Consider the following 14,543-nt stretch of genomic DNA (forward strand, 5'->3'; position numbering starts at 1 on the left):
CCGCTCGCCCGCTCGCCGGCCCCGTCCATCCCGTGCCCCCCACGCGGCCCCCGTCACTCACTCATCCCTTTAAACGACCGGTCCCATCAGGAGGTTCCCGACGGCAACGGATACAGTCACGCCCAGGCAACCACGGGGACATAAGGAGAGGGTCATTACCGGCAACCGGCTGACGAGCTGGGCGTTCGCCGACGCCTTTGTCGCCGAGGACGAGGCGCTGCGCTGGGCCCGCGACCGGGCCCGCGAGGCAGGGCTGCGCTCGGTGTCGCCCGGCACGGGCGCCGCGCTGCGGGTGCTCGCCGCCACCGTGGACGCGAAGGCGGTGGCGGAGATCGGGACCGGGACCGGCGTCTCCGGGATCCATCTGCTGCACGGTATGCGGCCGGACGGGGTGCTGACCACCGTGGATCCGGAGCCCGACCACCAGCAGTTCGCCCGGCAGGCGTTCCGCGCGGCCGGTTTCGCCAGCAACCGCGCGCGCTTCATCCCGGGCCACGCGCTGGACGTGCTGCCGCGGCTCGCGGACGCGGGGTACGACCTGGTCTTCTGTGACGGCGACCGGCTGGAGTGCCTCGACTACCTCGCTGAATCGTTGCGGCTTCTGAGACCCGGCGGGCTCGTCGCCTTCGAGGGTGTCTTCGCCAGCGGCCGCACCGTGGACTCGAACCCGCAGCCGACCGAGGTCATACGTCTGCGGGAGCTGCTGCGCACGGTCCGCGAGAGCTCCGAACTCGTGCCGTCCCTGCTCCCGGTGGGCGACGGCCTGCTGTGCGCGGTCAAGCGCTGAGGGACAGCTCCCGGGGCCTGCCCGGCCCCCGCGACACCCCCGGCACGACAGCGCCCCGGCACCGCCGGGTGCGGCGGTGCCGGGGCAACTGAAAGGGTATGGTCGCTACGCGCGTCAGCCGACGACCTTCTTGAGGGCGTCTCCGAGGGCGTCTGCCTCGTCCGGGGTCAGCTCGACGACGAGACGACCGCCGCCTTCGAGCGGAACTCGCATGACGATGCCCCGCCCCTCCTTGGTCACCTCGAGCGGGCCATCGCCCGTCCGCGGCTTCATGGCCGCCATGCTCGTACCCCTTCCTGAAACCAGCTCATCGCCTAAGCCGACGCCCGGGAGGGCAGGCGCGGGCCCACCTGGGGACACGCGACACCGGCATCGAACACATTGCTTCCAGGCCATTATCCCGCATCTCATGACCCGATGACCAACATCGGTCGGCATCGCTTGGGCAACGCGCGCGAGCAAAACCACCCAATTCGGCGGTGTGACTGCGATACTGCGCCACCGCACGGTCCCGGGCCGGTGCTCCGCCATTGGTGATTCTTTGACGCAGGTCACACGTCCGGCCCCCGCCGCCACCCGTGATCTCCGCCATGCTGTGCTGTGACGAGGGCGTACTCACCGGTACGCCGCCTGCCGCGACACCGGAGGGGAACCGCCATGGCCGACACCGTGCTCTACGAGGTGCGCGACGGACTCGCGACGATCACGCTGAACCGCCCCGAGGCGATGAACGCGCTGAACATCGCGGCGAAGGTCGCGCTCCGGGAGGCCGTGGAGGCGGCCGCCGGGGACACGGCGGTGCGGGCGGTGCTGCTGACCGCCGCCGGCGAGCGGGCGTTCTGCGTGGGCCAGGACCTCAAGGAGCACATCGGGCTGCTGGTCGAGGGCTCGGGGGAGGTCATGAGCACGGTCAAGGAGCACTACAACCCGGTGGTGAAGGCCCTCACCGAGATGGCGAAGCCCGTGGTGGCCGGGGTGAACGGGGTGGCCGCAGGCGCCGGCCTGGGCTTCGCGCTCGCGGCGGACTACCGCGTGGTCGCCGAGACGGCCTCCTTCAACACCTCCTTCGCCGGGGTCGCGCTCACCGCCGACTCCGGGGTCTCCTGGACCCTGCCCCGGGTGATCGGCCCCGGTCGCGCCGCCGATCTGCTGCTCTTCCCGCGCAGCATCAAGGCCCAGGAGGCGTACGAGCTGGGGATCGCGAACCGGATCGTTCCGGCGTCCTCGCTGCACACCGCCGCCGAGCAGGTGGCGCGGATGCTGGCCGAGGGGCCGACGGTGGCGTACGCGGCGATCAAGGAGGCGATGGCCTACGGGTTCTCGCACTCGCTGGCCGAGACGCTGGAGAAGGAGGACGAGCTCCAGACCCGGGCCGGGGCCTCGGAGGACCACCAGATCGCGGTGCGGGCGTTCGTGAACAAGGAGGAGCCCAAGTACTTGGGCCGGTGACGGTTCGGGGACGCCGTGCCCCTCAGGGGGCACGCCCGTCAGGGGGCGCTCCTGGCCACGCAGGTCTCCAGGTGGTCGTCGACCAGGCCGCACGCCTGCATCAGGGCGTACGCCGTCGTCGGGCCCACGAAGCGGATGCCTCGTTTCTTCAGGGCCTTGGAGAGGGCCGTGGACTCGGGGGTGACCGCCGGGACGTCCGCGAGGGTGCGCGGGACCGGGCGGTTCGCCGGGTCCGGGGCGTGCGACCAGATCAGCTCGTCCAGCTCGCCGGGGGCCCAGGTGGACAGCTCGCGGGCGTTGGCGACGGTCGCCTCGATCTTGGCGCGGTTGCGGATGATGCCGGGGTCGCCGAGGAGACGCTCCTGGTCGGCTTCGGTGAACACGGCGACCGAGGCGATCTTGAAGTCGGCGAAGGCGGAGCGGAAGCCCTCGCGGCGGCGCAGGATGGTGATCCAGGAGAGGCCGGACTGGAACGCCTCCAGGCAGAGCCGTTCGTACAGCGCGTCGTCGCCGTGGACCGGACGGCCCCACTCCTCGTCGTGGTACGCGATGTAGTCCTCGGTGGACAGGGCCCAGGGGCAGCGCGGCGCGCCGTCGGGGCCCGCCAGGGCGGTGCCGTCGGTCACGGGTGTTCGCCCTCCTCCGGCTTGCGCAGCGAGGTCGCGGACGGCGCGTGGGCGCCGGCGAGGGCGGACTCCAGGTCGGCGATCCGGGCGTCCCGCTCGGCCAGCTCGGCGCTGAGGCGGCCGAGGGCGTCGTCCACGTCCGCCATGCGGTAGCCGCGGACGGCGACCGGGAAGCGGAGCGCCTCGACGTCCGCGCGGTTGACCGGGCGGCCCGCCGGAAGCGGGTCCTGGAGCCGCTCGCCCTCGGCCTCCGGCAGCACCGCGTCGTCGCCGCCGCCCACGACGGCGAGCGTCACCGCGGCGACCACCACGGCGAGCGCGACGACCAGGAACAAGAACATGAACATCGCTGGGTCCCCTCGACTGTGTTCGGCTCCGATCGTGCCATGCGAGTCTGACAGTTAAGGTCGCAGGCGGTTGTGCAAGACCGCCGATCGGCGGGACGTAATGGGAGAGGGCGCGGCGGATGCTCAGGCTGGGCAAGCGGGAATTCGGCCCCCACGAGCCGGTGATCATGGCGATCGTGAACCGGACCCCGGACTCGTTCTACGACCAGGGGGCCACCTTCCAGGACGAGCCGGCGCTCGCGCGCGTGGAGCAGGCGGTCGCCGAGGGCGCGGCCATCATCGACATCGGCGGCGTCAAGGCCGGCCCGGGGGAGGACGTCAGCGCGGCGGAGGAGGCACGGCGGACCGTGGGGTTCGTCGCCGAGGTGCGGCGGCGGTTTCCTGAGGTCGTCATCAGCGTCGACACCTGGCGGCACGACGTCGGTGAGGCCGTGTGCGAGGCCGGGGCGGACGTGCTCAACGACGCGTGGGGCGGGGTCGATCCCCGGCTCGCGGAGGTGGCGGGGCGGTACCGGGTGGGGCTGGTATGTACGCACGCGGGTGGGGCGCAGCCTCGTACGCGGCCGCATCGGGTCGAGTACGACGATGTGATGGCCGACATTCTTCGGGTGACCGTGGGGCTCGCGGAGCGGGCGGTGGCGCTCGGGGTGCCCCGGGAGTCGGTGATGATCGATCCGGGGCACGACTTCGGGAAGAACACGCGGCACAGCCTGGAGGCGACCCGGCGGCTCGGGGAGATGGTCGCGACGGGGTGGCCGGTGCTGGTGTCGTTGTCCAACAAGGACTTCGTGGGCGAGACCCTGGACAGGCCGGTGAAGGAGCGCGTGGTGGGGACGTTGGCCACCACCGCCGTCTCCGCCTGGCTGGGGGCCCAGGTGTACCGGGTGCACGAGGTGGCGGAGACCCGGCAGGTGGTGGACATGGTGGCCTCCATCGCGGGGAATCGGGTGCCTGCCGTTGCCCGGCGGGGGCTCGCCTGACGGCCTTTCTCGCCCCCGCCGCCCCTGCCCGCCCCATCCCGGGGGCTGCGCGTCCCTTCGCCCGTTCAAGACTCGGGGCTCCGCCCCGGACCTCCTTCGAGCGGTTCCCCGCACCCCTGGAGAACGGGGCGCGGAGGCCCCGCGCGTTACCTGCCCGCCTCCTTCGAGACCAACGCCACCGCCTCGTCCACGTCGTCCGTGACGTGGAAGAGGGTCAGGTCCTTTTCCGCCGCCTTGCCCTCGGCGATCAGGGTGTTCCTGAGCCAGTCGATGAGGCCGCCCCAGTAGGACTCTCCGAACAGGACGATGGGGAAGCGGGTGACCTTCTGGGTCTGGACGAGGGTGAGGGCCTCGAACAGTTCGTCGAGGGTGCCGAGGCCGCCGGGGAGGACCACGAAGCCCTGGGCGTACTTGACGAACATCATCTTCCGGACGAAGAAGTAGCGGAAGTTCAGGCCGATGTCGACGTAGGGGTTGAGGCCCTGTTCGAAGGGCAGCTCGATGCCGAGGCCGACGGAGGTGCCGCCCGCTTCGAGGGCGCCCTTGTTGGCCGCCTCCATCGCGCCCGGGCCGCCGCCGGTGATGACGGCGAAGCCGGCCTCCACCAGGCCGCGGCCGAGCCGGACGCCCGCCTCGTACTCCGGTGAGTCGTCCGGGGTGCGGGCGGAGCCGAAGACGCTGATCGCGGGCGGGAGTTCGGCGAGCGTGCCGAAGCCCTCGATGAACTCGGACTGGATGCGCAGGACGCGCCACGGATCCGTGTGGACCCAGTCCGAGGGGCCGCCCGCGTCCAGCAGCCGCTGGTCCGTGGTGCTCGCCTGGACCTGGCCCCGTCTGCGCAGCACCGGGCCCAGTCGCTGCTCCTCGGGTGGCTGCTTCTTGCCCTCGGGGTTGCCGGTCGCCATGTCCGCTCCCTCCGCCGTGCTGGTGGTTCACCTCAGCGTAGATCCATACGGGTTACGGACGGGGGACGTGAGCGTGTCCGCCCGCGATCCGCCGCCCGAGACGCCTCACGCCGTCAGCCAGGACCGCAGGCGCTCCTCGCCCGCCAGGATCAGCGCCGGGTCCACGCGTTCGTCGCGGCGGTGCGCCAGGTGCGGGTTGCCGGGGCCGTAGTTGACGGCGGGGACGCCGAGCGCGCTGAAGCGGGAGACGTCCGTCCAGCCGTACTTGGGCTGGGCCGTGCCGCCGACCGCCTCGATGAAGGCCGCGGCCGCCGGGTGGGACAGGCCGGGCAGCGCGCCGGGGCTGTGGTCGTCGACGGTGAACGCCTCGACCCCGCAGTCGGCGAAGACCTCGCGGACGTGGGCGATGGCCTCCTCCTCGGTGCGGTCGGGCGCGTAGCGGAAGTTGACCGTCACCACGCACGCGTCGGGGATGACGTTGCCGGCGACGCCGCCGGAGATGCCGACCGCGTTGAGGCCCTCGCGGTACTCCAGGCCGTCGATGACCGGGTACCGCGGCTCGTACGACGCCAGCCTCGCCAGGATCGGGGCGGCCGCGTGGATGGCGTTGGAGCCCATCCAGCCGCGGGCGGAGTGGGCGCGCTCGCCCCGGGTCGTCAGCAGGACCCGCAGCGTGCCCTGGCAGCCGCCCTCCACCTCGCCGTTCGTGGGCTCCAGGAGGACCGCGAAGTCGCCCTCCAGCCACTCGGGGTGGGCCTCGGAGACGTGCTTGAGGCCGTTCAGGTCGGCGGCGACCTCCTCGTTGTCGTAGAAGACGAAGGTCAGGTCGCGGTTGGGGGCCGGGACCGTGGCCGCGATGCGCAGCTGGACCGCGACGCCGGACTTCATGTCGCAGGTGCCGCAGCCCCACAGGACGCCGTCCTCGTCCAGGCGGGAGGGGACGTTGTCCGCGATGGGGACCGTGTCGATGTGGCCGGCCAGGATCACGCGCTCCGCGCGGCCCAGGTTCGTCCGGGCGACGACGTTGTTGCCGTACCGGTCGACCGTGAGGTGCGGCAGGGCACGAAGGGCGGTCTCGATCGCGTCCGCGAGGGGCTTCTCGGTACCGCTCTCGGAGGGGAGGTCGACGAGCAGCGCGGTGAGCCGCGCGGCGTCCAGCGTGAGGTCAATGGGGGTCTCGGCCATGTCCCCGACCCTAACGCGCCCCCCGGGGCGGACCGCCCGGCCGAGCGGAACCGGTCACTCTCGCCCCGCTGTTCACATCACTGTTCACAAGACCTGCACGTGTGCCATTACCGTCCAGTACCTTGGACCGCGTGTCGGAGCCGTACCCCTTCCCCCCAGGTCCTCGTCCCCGCCGTCGCGGCCGTCGCGTGCTGCAGTTCATGGCGGCTTTCGTCGTGCTCGCCGCGATCGGGGCGTATCTCACCGTGCAGTATCTGACCGGGGGGAACGGCACACCGCGGTGTGTGGTCGTGTCCGGCAAGGACGACGGACAGTCGTACGACTTCACGCCCGAGCAGGCGGCGAACGCCGCGACGATCTCGGCGGTCGGCACCTCGCGCGAGCTGCCCGAGCGGGCCGTGACGATAGCGCTGGCGACCGCGCTGCAGGAGTCCGGCCTGCGCAACATCGCGCACGGCGACCGGGACTCCCTCGGCCTCTTCCAGCAGCGGCCGTCGCAGGGCTGGGGCACCGAGCAGCAGATCCAGGACCCGGTGTACGCGGCGGGCGAGTTCTACGAGCACCTCGTCAAGGTCGCCGACTACGAGCGGCTGCCGCTGACGGTCGCCGCGCAGAAGGTGCAGCGCAGCGGCTACCCGGAGGCGTACGCCAAGCACGAGCCGGACGCCACGCTGCTCGCCGCCGCGCTGACCGGGCGGTCGGCGGCCTCGCTGACCTGTGAGGGACGCCGGGAGGTGGCCGGTACGGGCACCGGCGCCGGCACCGCCGTCGCGGGCGGCGGACCGGCCGCGGTGCGCGGCGCGCTCGCGCGGGACTTCGGGGACGACGCGTTCGAGTCGGCGGCGGCGGTGGTCGGCTCCGAGGGCGGCGCCTCCGCGCAGGCGAGCCCGTCGCCGAGTCCGAGCGCCTCTCCCGCCGGCCGGACGGTCACCATCCCCCTCACGGACGCCGGTGACGCCGAGCAGGTCCGGCGGCGCGGCTGGGAGCTGGCGCACTGGGCCGTGGCCAACTCCTCCCGTCTGGGCGTCGAGCGCGTCACGTTCGCGGGCCGGGAGTGGGTCGCCGAGGGCCGGGCCGGTGCGTGGCGCAAGGCGGGCGGCTCGGCGGGCGGCTCGGCCGGCTCCGCCGCCGAGGTCCGAATCGTCACTGGACAGTAGGCCGCGAGCCTCACCCGTGCGGGGGACGCGCGGTGCGCGGTGTGGACGGGGTGCGCGGGATGCCGGCTGCTCGCCCCCATGTCGTGGGATGCGTTGGGGCCACAGGGCCGTAAGGATTCGGCAGACTGTCGGACCGGGTGGCGTTTGTCCGACTGAATCCGCATTTGATAATGCGACGCATTGCAAACTCTTTACGTCGGGTCGCCGCAACCTTCAGGGGCTTCGAGCGGTAGTCACTGCGTCCGAGTCCGGAACGGTCAACTCCCGGGCACGGTCGGACACTTCAACGTTCTCTCCCGTCAAAGGAGCACCATGTCCCTCCCCCTGACCCGCCGGATCGCCCGTGCCGCGCTGCTGACCGCAGCGGGAGCGGCCTCCGTGGTCGGTGCGGCCGGCTCCGCGAGTGCGGCGCCCGAACTCCCGGCCACCCCGAACCTCGGCGGCCTGTCCGCCGTGGACGGGGCCAACGCCGGCTCCACCGTGGACGGCGCGACGCAGAACGTCACCGGGGTCGCGAGCGACACCGGCACCAAGGCGGCCAAGCAGACGCTGCCGACCGTGAGCAAGACCGGCGGCAAGGCCGTCAAGACGGCGACGCCCGTCGCGCAGAAGGCGGCCGGGCAGACCGCCGGGTCCGCCGGGACCGTGCTGGGTGACACGACGAAGACCGCGACCAAGGGCGGGCTGCCCACGGGACAGCTGCCGGCCCAGAGCCCGCTCGGCTGACGCCCGGCCGAACCGTCCGAAGGGGCCCGGGGTATCCCGGGCCCCTTCGGGCTGTCCGCGGCCGCGGTGAGGTCATCACGGCCGAGGCCGTGCGGGGCGCGGGCGCTACGCCCCGGCCAGGCGCTCCACCGCCGCCGCCACCCGCTCGTCCGTCGCCGTGAAGGCCACGCGGACGTGATGGTCGCCCGCCGTGCCGTAGAAGTCGCCGGGGGCCACGAGGATGCCGAGGTCGGCCAGGTGGGCCACGGTGGTCCAGCAGGACTCGTCCCGGGTGGCCCAGAGGTAGAGGCTGGCCTCGCTGTGCTCGATACGGAAGCCGTGCGCCCGCAGGGCCCCGCGCAGGGCCTCGCGGCGGGCCGCGTAGCGGGCGCGCTGGTCGTGGACGTGGGTGTCGTCCCCGAGGGCGGCGACGGCGGCGGCCTGGGTCGGGGCCGAGGTCATCATGCCGCCGTGCTTGCGGATCTGCAGGAGCGGGCCGAGGACAGCCGGGTCGCCGGCGAGGAAGGCCGCGCGGTAGCCCGCCAGGTTGGAGCGCTTGGAGAGGGAGTGGACGGCGACGATGCCCTCGTACGAGCCGCCGTTGACGTCCGGGTGGAGGACCGAGACCGGGTCGGCGTCCCAGCCCAGCTCCAGGTAGCACTCGTCGGAGAAGAGCAGGACGCCGTGCTCGCGGGCCCAGGCGACGGTCCGGGTCAGCTCGTCCTTGGAGAGGACCCTGCCGGTGGGGTTGGACGGCGAGTTCAGCCAGAGGAGCTTCAGTCCGGCCGGGTCCAGGGCCGTCGGGTCGTCGTAGACCTCGTGGTCGGCGCGGGCGAGACGGGCGCCCACCTCGTACGTCGGGTAGGCCAGGCGCGGGTACGCGACCCGGTCGCCGGGGCCGAGGCCCAGCTGGGTGGGGAGCCAGGCGACCAGCTCCTTGGAGCCCACGATCGGCAGGACGTGGTGGTGGGTGACGCCGCGGGCGCCGAGACGGCGCTCCAGCCAGCCCGTGATCGCGTCGCGCAGCTCGACGGTGCCCCAGACGGTCGGATAGCCCGGCGAGTCCGCCGCGGCGACCAGCGCCTTCTGGATCAGCTCGGGCACCGGGTCGACCGGCGTCCCGACGGAGAGGTCGACGATGCCACCGGGGTGAGCGGCGGCCGTCGCCTTGTAGGGCTCCAGCCTGTCCCAGGGAAAGGTCGGGAGGCGGTCGCTGACTGCGGACACGGGATCTGACTCACTTTCTCGTACGGCTCGTCCGTACGTTCCCCGGCGGTGGGACGCCCGAGCGGTGGGACGGGCGCGGGCGTACCGCTGCGCGCGTACCGCTCGAACGGCGAAACGCCCCGGCCCCGTACGGCGATCATGGTGATCGGGCCGTACGGGACCGAGGCGGCGCGGATGCGGGGCCGCCGGGGCGTCACCCCGGGGTCCGCGGCGTCGCTCTCAGGCCTGCGGCGGGAGTGCGGCGACGAAGGGGTGGTCGCGCTCGATCAGGCCGAGCTTGCTGGCGCCACCGGGCGAGCCGAGCTCGTCGAAGAACTCGACGTTCGCCTTGTAGTAGTCCTTCCACTCCTCCGGGGTGTCGTCCTCGTAGAAGATCGCCTCGACCGGGCACACCGGCTCGCAGGCACCGCAGTCGACGCATTCATCCGGGTGGATGTAGAGGGACCGCTGGCCCTCGTAGATGCAGTCGACCGGGCACTCCTCGATGCACGCCTTGTCCTTGACGTCGACACAAGGCTGCGCGATGACGTAGGTCACGCTGTCGTTCCTCCTCGATAGGGCGCTGGCGGGCCTCCTCAGGCTCCGCCGCCTGGCGCGCGGGAGCGCGGCGTCGTCGATGCCCGCACCTAGTATCTCCGTTCCTGGGCATGATCCGAACAGGAGGGGTGGACGGACCTGTGGAATTCTCTGCCGGTGGACGTCTCGCGATCCGTGTCTCCGCCGCTGACGTGGGCAAACGCGTATCCGTGCGGCGCATCGTCGACGACGGCGCCGAGGGTGGGAAATTCACCGACACGGTCGGTGTTCTCACATCATGGGACGACGGTGCGCTGCTGATCACCCGGCGGGACGGGGAGCGGGTACGGATCGAGGAGTCCTCGCTGGTGGCCGGGAAGGTGGTCCCCGCCGCGCCCGCCCGCCGGCGCGGACCCGCCGCCTCCTTCGGGGAACTGGCGCGGGTCGCGGCGCGGGCCTGGCAGCCGGTCGAGCGGGAGCCGCTCGGTGAGTGGGAGCTGCGGGCCGCCGCGGGCTTCACCCGGCGAGCCAACTCGGTCCTGCCCCTCGGCGACCCCGGAATGCCTCTGGACGACGCGCTGACGGCCGTACGCCGCTGGTACGCCGCCCGGGGGCTGCCCGCGTTCATCCAGCTGGCCACGGGCGCCGAGGGCACCCACGAGATGCTCTGCGCCGAGGTGGCGGAGCGCGGCTGGGTCGATGTCGTCACCGCCGAGGTGTGGACCGGGGCGCTCGCGCCGGTCGCGGACCAGGAGGCGGGCGGGGTGGAGCTGTCCCGGAGCGCGGACGCGGCCTGGCTCGGCCGCTACCAGCGCAAGGGTCTCGGCGAGGTCGCGCTGCGGGTGCTCGGGAGCGGGCCCTCGGTGTGGTTCGCGACCGTGCCGGGGGCGGAGGGCGCGGGGCCGGCGGCCATCGGGCGGTGCGTCGTGGACGGGCGGTGGGCCGGGTTCTCCGCCGTCGAGGTCGATCCCGCCCAGCGACGGCGGGGGCTCGCGACGAGGGTGATGGCGGCGCTGGCCCAGCGGGCCCTGGACGAGGGCGCCTCGGCGGGCTGGCTGCAGGTGGAGACGGACAACGCGGGGGCGCGGGCGCTGTACGGGGGGATGGGGTTCGCGGCGCATCACGCGTACCACCACTACCGGGAGCCGGAACCCGGTGATGCCGGGCCCGGTGGCGATCCGGGTGCCCGTACGGCCTCCGACACCGCCACCGGCAACGGCTCCGGCTCCGACACCGGCACCGGCCCGGGCCCGGGATCGGCTTCCGCGCCGGACGGATCGCCGTGAGCGGGCACCGGCCGGCCGCGCCGCGTCCTCCGGAGCCGGAGCGGGCCGACGAGGTGCGGCGGCGGTTCGCCGAGGAGGCGCGGGCCGAGCGGCCCGACCTGGCCCTGCTCTGCCTGCTGGTGGGGGCGGCGGGCGACGGGGCGCTCGACGAGGCGGGGCTCGACGCCGCCGGGATCGAGCTCGACCGGCTGGCCGGGCTGATGCCGTACCGGCCCGGTGGGCCGCGCGCGTGGGCGGAGGCGACGGCCGCGCTGCTCGGGGAGCGCTGCGGGTTCCGGGGTTCGGCCGGGGACTACCAGCGGCTGGAGTCGTCGCTGCTGCACCAGGTGCTCGAACGGCGGCGCGGGCTGCCGATCCTGCTGTCGGTGGTGTGGATGGAGGTGGCCCGTAGGGCGGGCGCGCCGGTCCACGGGGTCGCGCTGCCGGGGCACTTCGTGGTGGGGTTCGGGCCGCCCGAGGAGCCGGTGCTCGCCGATCCGTTCGACGGGGGGCGGGTGCTGACCGGGAGCGACGCGGAGCTGCTGGTCGCGGGGGCGACGGGCGCCCCGTTGAATCCCGCGATGCTGACGCCGGCCGACCCGCTGGACGTGGTGGTCCGGGTCCTCAACAACGTGCGCGCGTGGGCGGCGGCCCGGCCCGAGCGGACGGATGTCGCGCTGTGGGCGCTGGAGTTGTCGCTGGCGATGCCCTCGCATCCGGCGCGGCTGCGGTACGAGTGGGCGCGGCTGCTCGTGCAGCGGGGCGAGTACGTGCGGGGCGCCGCCGCGCTGGAGGAGTACGCCGAGGTGGTGGGCGGGGTGGACGAGGGGGCCGCGGAGAAGGTGCGCAGGCAGGCGGGGGCGGCCCGGGCGCTGTTGAACTGAGGGCGCCCGATCGTCGTGGGGTGGTCACAGCCAGCCCTTCTCCCTCGCCGTCCGGACCGCCTCCGTCCTGTTGCGCACCGCCAGTTTCTGGATCGCCGTCGACAGGTGGTTGCGGACCGTGCCCGGGAAGAGGTGGAGGGCCTCGGCCAGCTCCGCGTTCGTGGAGCCGTCGGCCGCCGCGCGCAGGACCTCGCGCTCCCGGTCCGTCAGGGGGTTCGCTCCCCCGGCCAGGGCCGCCGCCGTGAGTGTGGGGACGGGGACGGCACCGGTGGACGACGAGGGGGCACCCGGTGTGTGCCGGGTGCCCCCTGGGCGCTGCTGTCGGACCGGCTAGCTCGGGTCGGTCTCGATGGTGGCCGTGCGGTTCGTCGTGCTCTTCAGGGCCAGGCGGAGGGCGCCGTAGACGTCCTCGACGGTGACCGGGGTCTTCTCGCCGTTGGCCCGGGTGATGAGGACGCCGTCGAAGGTGCCGCCGTACAGCTCCTTGAGGGCCTTCTCGTCGTAGGAGTCGACGAGCTTGCCGTCGACGGCCTTGACGGTGAGGAACTTCCACAGGGAGTTCTGCGGGCTGAGCAGGACGGCGTGCGCGGCGTCCGTCTGGACGGTGACGCTGGCCGACATGGCCGGCCGTGCGAACGCCTTCATGAACCGGTCGACCTCGGCCTTGCCGACGGAGGGCTCCTTCTCCGTGGTCGGCAGCCGCACCGGTGTGGTGCCGCCGGTCTCGACCTGGGTGCGGTACGCCTCCTCGACGGCGGCGGTGGACTCGCCGACGGCGATGCCCTTGCCCGCCTTGCCGTAGACGGCGACGGCCTTGCCGGCCTCGTACTTGACGGTGCCGTCGCTCGCCGAACCGGCGCCGCCGGCCGCGCGCTCCAGGGCGGCCCGCAGCTTCTCCTCGTCGACGGGCATGACGGGTGCGACGACCCGCTGTTGGCCGAAGAGCGAGCCGATCACCGAGACGGGGTTGTAGTCGCTGACGGCGGCGGCGCTGACCGTGGCCTGCTTGTCGAACTGGAGTCCGGCCTGGTCGGGCGTGAGGGAGACCGTCTCGCCGTCGACCGAGAGCTTCAGCGCCTGGGTGGTGCGCTTGCCGAAGGCCGCGTCGAGCTTGTTTACGGCCTCGTCGCGGGTGCCGCCGCCGATGTCGACGCCGAGCACGGTGGTGCCCTTGGGGACGTCGGAGTGGTTCATGAGCAGACCGGCGCCGTAGACGCCGCCGCCGAGGACGACCACGCCGCCGAGGAGCAGCCCGAGCTTGCTGCGGCCCTTCTTCTTGGCCGGCTTGGCGGACTTCGTGTTCTTCGCCGGGGCGGCCTTCTGCTGCGGGCCGGGGTCGGGCAGCTTCGGCGGGGTGTGCCGCACCGCCCCGTCGGTGCCGCCCGCGCCGAACGGCGTGCCCTGGGTGCCGGGGGGCACGACCGGGATGCCACTGGTCAGGGTGTGCCCGGAGGGGTTGTCGACCACGGAGCCGGAGCCGCCGTAGCCCGGCTCGGGGGCCTGGCGCTGGGGGGTGAGGACCGCGGTGTCGTCGCTGATGCCGCCGCCGGGGCGGGCGTAGGCGCCGGAGGCACCGGGCGAGGAGAAGTCGGCGTCGGGGCCGCCGAAGGGGTTGCCCTGGTAGCCGGGGCCACCGGGACCGCCCTGGACGGGCGGCGGGCCGAGCGGGCTGTCGCCGGTGACGGGGCCGCCGGTGGGGCCCGCCGGGCCGGCGGGCCGGCCGCCGTTGTCCGAGAAGTACGGCAGGTCGTCGCGCTCGGGCTTGGTTCCGGCCAGCGCGGCCGAGACGTCGAAGGACCCGGTGCCGCCGCCGTGGCCGGGAGCGACGGGCTGGCCGCCGGTGGCACCGGGCAGGCCGGCACCGTTCGTCCCGCCGGGCCTGGGGCCGGCGGCCGCGCCGGGGCGCGGGCCGGCGGGCTGTCCGCCGCCGGGGCCGCCGGCCAGCGGGCTCGTGCCGCCGGGCCGGGAACCCGTGCCCGGGCCGCCCGGCGCGGCGGTGCCCTGGCCGCCCAGCGGCCCGACGGAGAACCCGGCGCCGTTGGTGCCGCCGGTGCTCGTGCCCTTGGCCGGGGTGGCGCCCTTGCGCGGCGCGAACCAGTCGCTGGTGGGCTTGTCGTCGCCCGGCGCGGCGGGTTCCGGCGCGGGCGCCGGGGTGTCCGTGAACACGGGCATGGCGGTGGTGCCGGTGGTCTCCGACTCGGACCCGGTGTCCTCCGCGGCACCCTCGCCGTCGGCGACCGGCTTGCGGACGACGACCGGCGGGATCGGGCGCGAGCCGGGGATGTTGATCCGGACCCGTGTGGTCAGCGTGGTCTCGGTCCTCGGTCCGTCCGGGCGCTCGGCGGCGGCCGACCGGGCCGCCTCGGCACCGGCCTCGGTGGCCATGGGCGTGCCGTACGGCGGTGTCCCCGACGGGTACGCGGTGCTGCCGCGCCCATTGGCCCCGGAGGACGAAGTGTCAGTTTCACGACTCAAGGCAGGTTCTCCCGGTTTGCTCCGCCGCCCGTCAC

The 14,543-nt window shown here is 73.6% G+C and carries 15 protein-coding genes and 1 pseudogene; 7 read left to right on the forward strand and 9 right to left on the reverse strand.

Annotated elements, in window-relative coordinates; all coding sequences use genetic code 11:
- The first annotated feature begins 85 nt into the window (after positions 1 to 85).
- Positions 86 to 787 (forward strand): O-methyltransferase, encoded by a 702-nt coding sequence (locus ACZ6BB_RS10825; protein ID WP_450939602.1) that lies wholly within the window; start codon positions 86 to 88, stop codon positions 785 to 787.
- A gap of 114 nt (positions 788 to 901) precedes the next feature.
- Here ACZ6BB_RS10825 and ACZ6BB_RS10830 read toward each other — a convergent pair whose 3' ends face one another.
- The gene (locus tag ACZ6BB_RS10830) at positions 902 to 1,069 is read right to left on the reverse strand and encodes a DUF3117 domain-containing protein (RefSeq protein WP_003966491.1); all 168 of its coding nucleotides are present in this window, start codon (positions 1,067 to 1,069) and stop codon (positions 902 to 904) included.
- A gap of 375 nt (positions 1,070 to 1,444) precedes the next feature.
- Between ACZ6BB_RS10830 and chcB the strand changes: the two genes are divergently transcribed.
- Positions 1,445 to 2,236: a 2-cyclohexenylcarbonyl CoA isomerase gene (chcB, locus tag ACZ6BB_RS10835; RefSeq protein WP_471614938.1), complete on the forward strand. Its 792-nt coding sequence runs from the start codon at positions 1,445 to 1,447 to the stop codon at positions 2,234 to 2,236.
- Positions 2,237 to 2,274: 38 nt separating this feature from the next.
- Here the strand turns inward: chcB and ACZ6BB_RS10840 are convergent, their stop codons facing one another.
- Complete coding sequence (locus ACZ6BB_RS10840; RefSeq protein ID WP_471614939.1) at positions 2,275 to 2,862, reverse strand: DNA-3-methyladenine glycosylase I; 588 nt, start codon at positions 2,860 to 2,862, stop codon at positions 2,275 to 2,277.
- Positions 2,859 to 3,209 (reverse strand): DivIVA domain-containing protein, encoded by a 351-nt coding sequence (locus ACZ6BB_RS10845; RefSeq protein ID WP_471614940.1) that lies wholly within the window; start codon positions 3,207 to 3,209, stop codon positions 2,859 to 2,861. Before ACZ6BB_RS10845 ends, ACZ6BB_RS10840 begins: the two co-directional genes overlap by 4 nt.
- Before the next feature lie 119 nt (positions 3,210 to 3,328).
- Between ACZ6BB_RS10845 and folP the strand changes: the two genes are divergently transcribed.
- On the forward strand, positions 3,329 to 4,189 hold the full coding sequence (folP, locus tag ACZ6BB_RS10850; protein ID WP_471614941.1) for a dihydropteroate synthase: 861 nt from the start codon (positions 3,329 to 3,331) through the stop codon (positions 4,187 to 4,189).
- A gap of 146 nt (positions 4,190 to 4,335) precedes the next feature.
- On the opposite strand, the gene ACZ6BB_RS10855 is transcribed toward folP, so the two are convergent.
- Both ACZ6BB_RS10855 and dapE read right to left on the reverse strand, forming a co-directional pair.
- The gene (locus ACZ6BB_RS10855) at positions 4,336 to 5,094 is read right to left on the reverse strand and encodes an LOG family protein (RefSeq protein ID WP_471614942.1); all 759 of its coding nucleotides are present in this window, start codon (positions 5,092 to 5,094) and stop codon (positions 4,336 to 4,338) included.
- Between the two features lie 105 nt (positions 5,095 to 5,199).
- Positions 5,200 to 6,279, reverse strand: a complete 1,080-nt coding sequence (gene dapE / locus ACZ6BB_RS10860; protein ID WP_471614943.1) for a succinyl-diaminopimelate desuccinylase — start codon at positions 6,277 to 6,279, stop codon at positions 5,200 to 5,202.
- 131 nt (positions 6,280 to 6,410) lie between these two features.
- Between dapE and ACZ6BB_RS10865 the strand changes: the two genes are divergently transcribed.
- Together ACZ6BB_RS10865 and ACZ6BB_RS10870 are read left to right on the forward strand one after the other, a co-directional pair.
- Positions 6,411 to 7,436, forward strand: coding sequence for a VldE C-terminal domain-containing protein (locus tag ACZ6BB_RS10865; RefSeq protein WP_471614944.1), 1,026 nt, complete (start codon positions 6,411 to 6,413; stop codon positions 7,434 to 7,436).
- A 312-nt stretch (positions 7,437 to 7,748) separates the two neighbouring features.
- Positions 7,749 to 8,162 (forward strand): ATP-binding protein, encoded by a 414-nt coding sequence (locus ACZ6BB_RS10870; protein WP_471614945.1) that lies wholly within the window; start codon positions 7,749 to 7,751, stop codon positions 8,160 to 8,162.
- 105 nt (positions 8,163 to 8,267) lie between these two features.
- Here ACZ6BB_RS10870 and ACZ6BB_RS10875 read toward each other — a convergent pair whose 3' ends face one another.
- Both ACZ6BB_RS10875 and fdxA read right to left on the reverse strand, forming a co-directional pair.
- Complete coding sequence (locus tag ACZ6BB_RS10875; protein ID WP_471614946.1) at positions 8,268 to 9,368, reverse strand: bifunctional succinyldiaminopimelate transaminase/glutamate-prephenate aminotransferase; 1,101 nt, start codon at positions 9,366 to 9,368, stop codon at positions 8,268 to 8,270.
- A 219-nt stretch (positions 9,369 to 9,587) separates the two neighbouring features.
- Positions 9,588 to 9,905: a ferredoxin gene (gene fdxA, locus ACZ6BB_RS10880; RefSeq protein ID WP_005480604.1), complete on the reverse strand. Its 318-nt coding sequence runs from the start codon at positions 9,903 to 9,905 to the stop codon at positions 9,588 to 9,590.
- Between the two features lie 140 nt (positions 9,906 to 10,045).
- On the opposite strand from fdxA, the gene ACZ6BB_RS10885 reads away from it, so the two are divergent.
- Together ACZ6BB_RS10885 and ACZ6BB_RS10890 are read left to right on the forward strand one after the other, a co-directional pair.
- Positions 10,046 to 11,170, forward strand: a complete 1,125-nt coding sequence (locus ACZ6BB_RS10885; protein WP_471614947.1) for a GNAT family N-acetyltransferase — start codon at positions 10,046 to 10,048, stop codon at positions 11,168 to 11,170.
- Positions 11,167 to 12,033, forward strand: coding sequence for a transglutaminase-like and tetratricopeptide repeat-containing protein (locus ACZ6BB_RS10890; protein ID WP_471614948.1), 867 nt, complete (start codon positions 11,167 to 11,169; stop codon positions 12,031 to 12,033). The genes ACZ6BB_RS10885 and ACZ6BB_RS10890 overlap by 4 nt, the downstream gene beginning before the upstream one ends.
- Before the next feature lie 24 nt (positions 12,034 to 12,057).
- Here ACZ6BB_RS10890 and ACZ6BB_RS10895 read toward each other — a convergent pair.
- A pseudogene (locus tag ACZ6BB_RS10895) lies at positions 12,058 to 12,285 on the reverse strand (response regulator transcription factor); the annotation flags it as partial.
- A 78-nt stretch (positions 12,286 to 12,363) separates the two neighbouring features.
- Positions 12,364 to 14,508: a hypothetical protein gene (locus tag ACZ6BB_RS10900; RefSeq protein ID WP_471614949.1), complete on the reverse strand. Its 2,145-nt coding sequence runs from the start codon at positions 14,506 to 14,508 to the stop codon at positions 12,364 to 12,366.
- Positions 14,509 to 14,543: the final 35 nt, after the last annotated feature.

It is taken from the genome of Streptomyces sp. NPDC041108 (assembly GCF_055592645.1).

Excerpts from the sequence above, each read along its gene's own strand:
- ACZ6BB_RS10830 (WP_003966491.1), bottom strand. The coding sequence starts at position 1,069 with ATGGCGGCCATGAAGCCGCGGACGGGCGATGGCCCGCTCGAGGTGACC.
- chcB (WP_471614938.1), top strand. The coding sequence starts at position 1,445 with ATGGCCGACACCGTGCTCTACGAGGTGCGCGACGGACTCGCGACGATC.
- ACZ6BB_RS10845 (WP_471614940.1), bottom strand. The coding sequence starts at position 3,209 with ATGTTCATGTTCTTGTTCCTGGTCGTCGCGCTCGCCGTGGTGGTCGCC.
- folP (WP_471614941.1), top strand. The coding sequence starts at position 3,329 with ATGCTCAGGCTGGGCAAGCGGGAATTCGGCCCCCACGAGCCGGTGATC.
- ACZ6BB_RS10855 (WP_471614942.1), bottom strand. The coding sequence starts at position 5,094 with ATGGCGACCGGCAACCCCGAGGGCAAGAAGCAGCCACCCGAGGAGCAG.
- dapE (WP_471614943.1), bottom strand. The coding sequence starts at position 6,279 with ATGGCCGAGACCCCCATTGACCTCACGCTGGACGCCGCGCGGCTCACC.
- ACZ6BB_RS10870 (WP_471614945.1), top strand. The coding sequence starts at position 7,749 with ATGTCCCTCCCCCTGACCCGCCGGATCGCCCGTGCCGCGCTGCTGACC.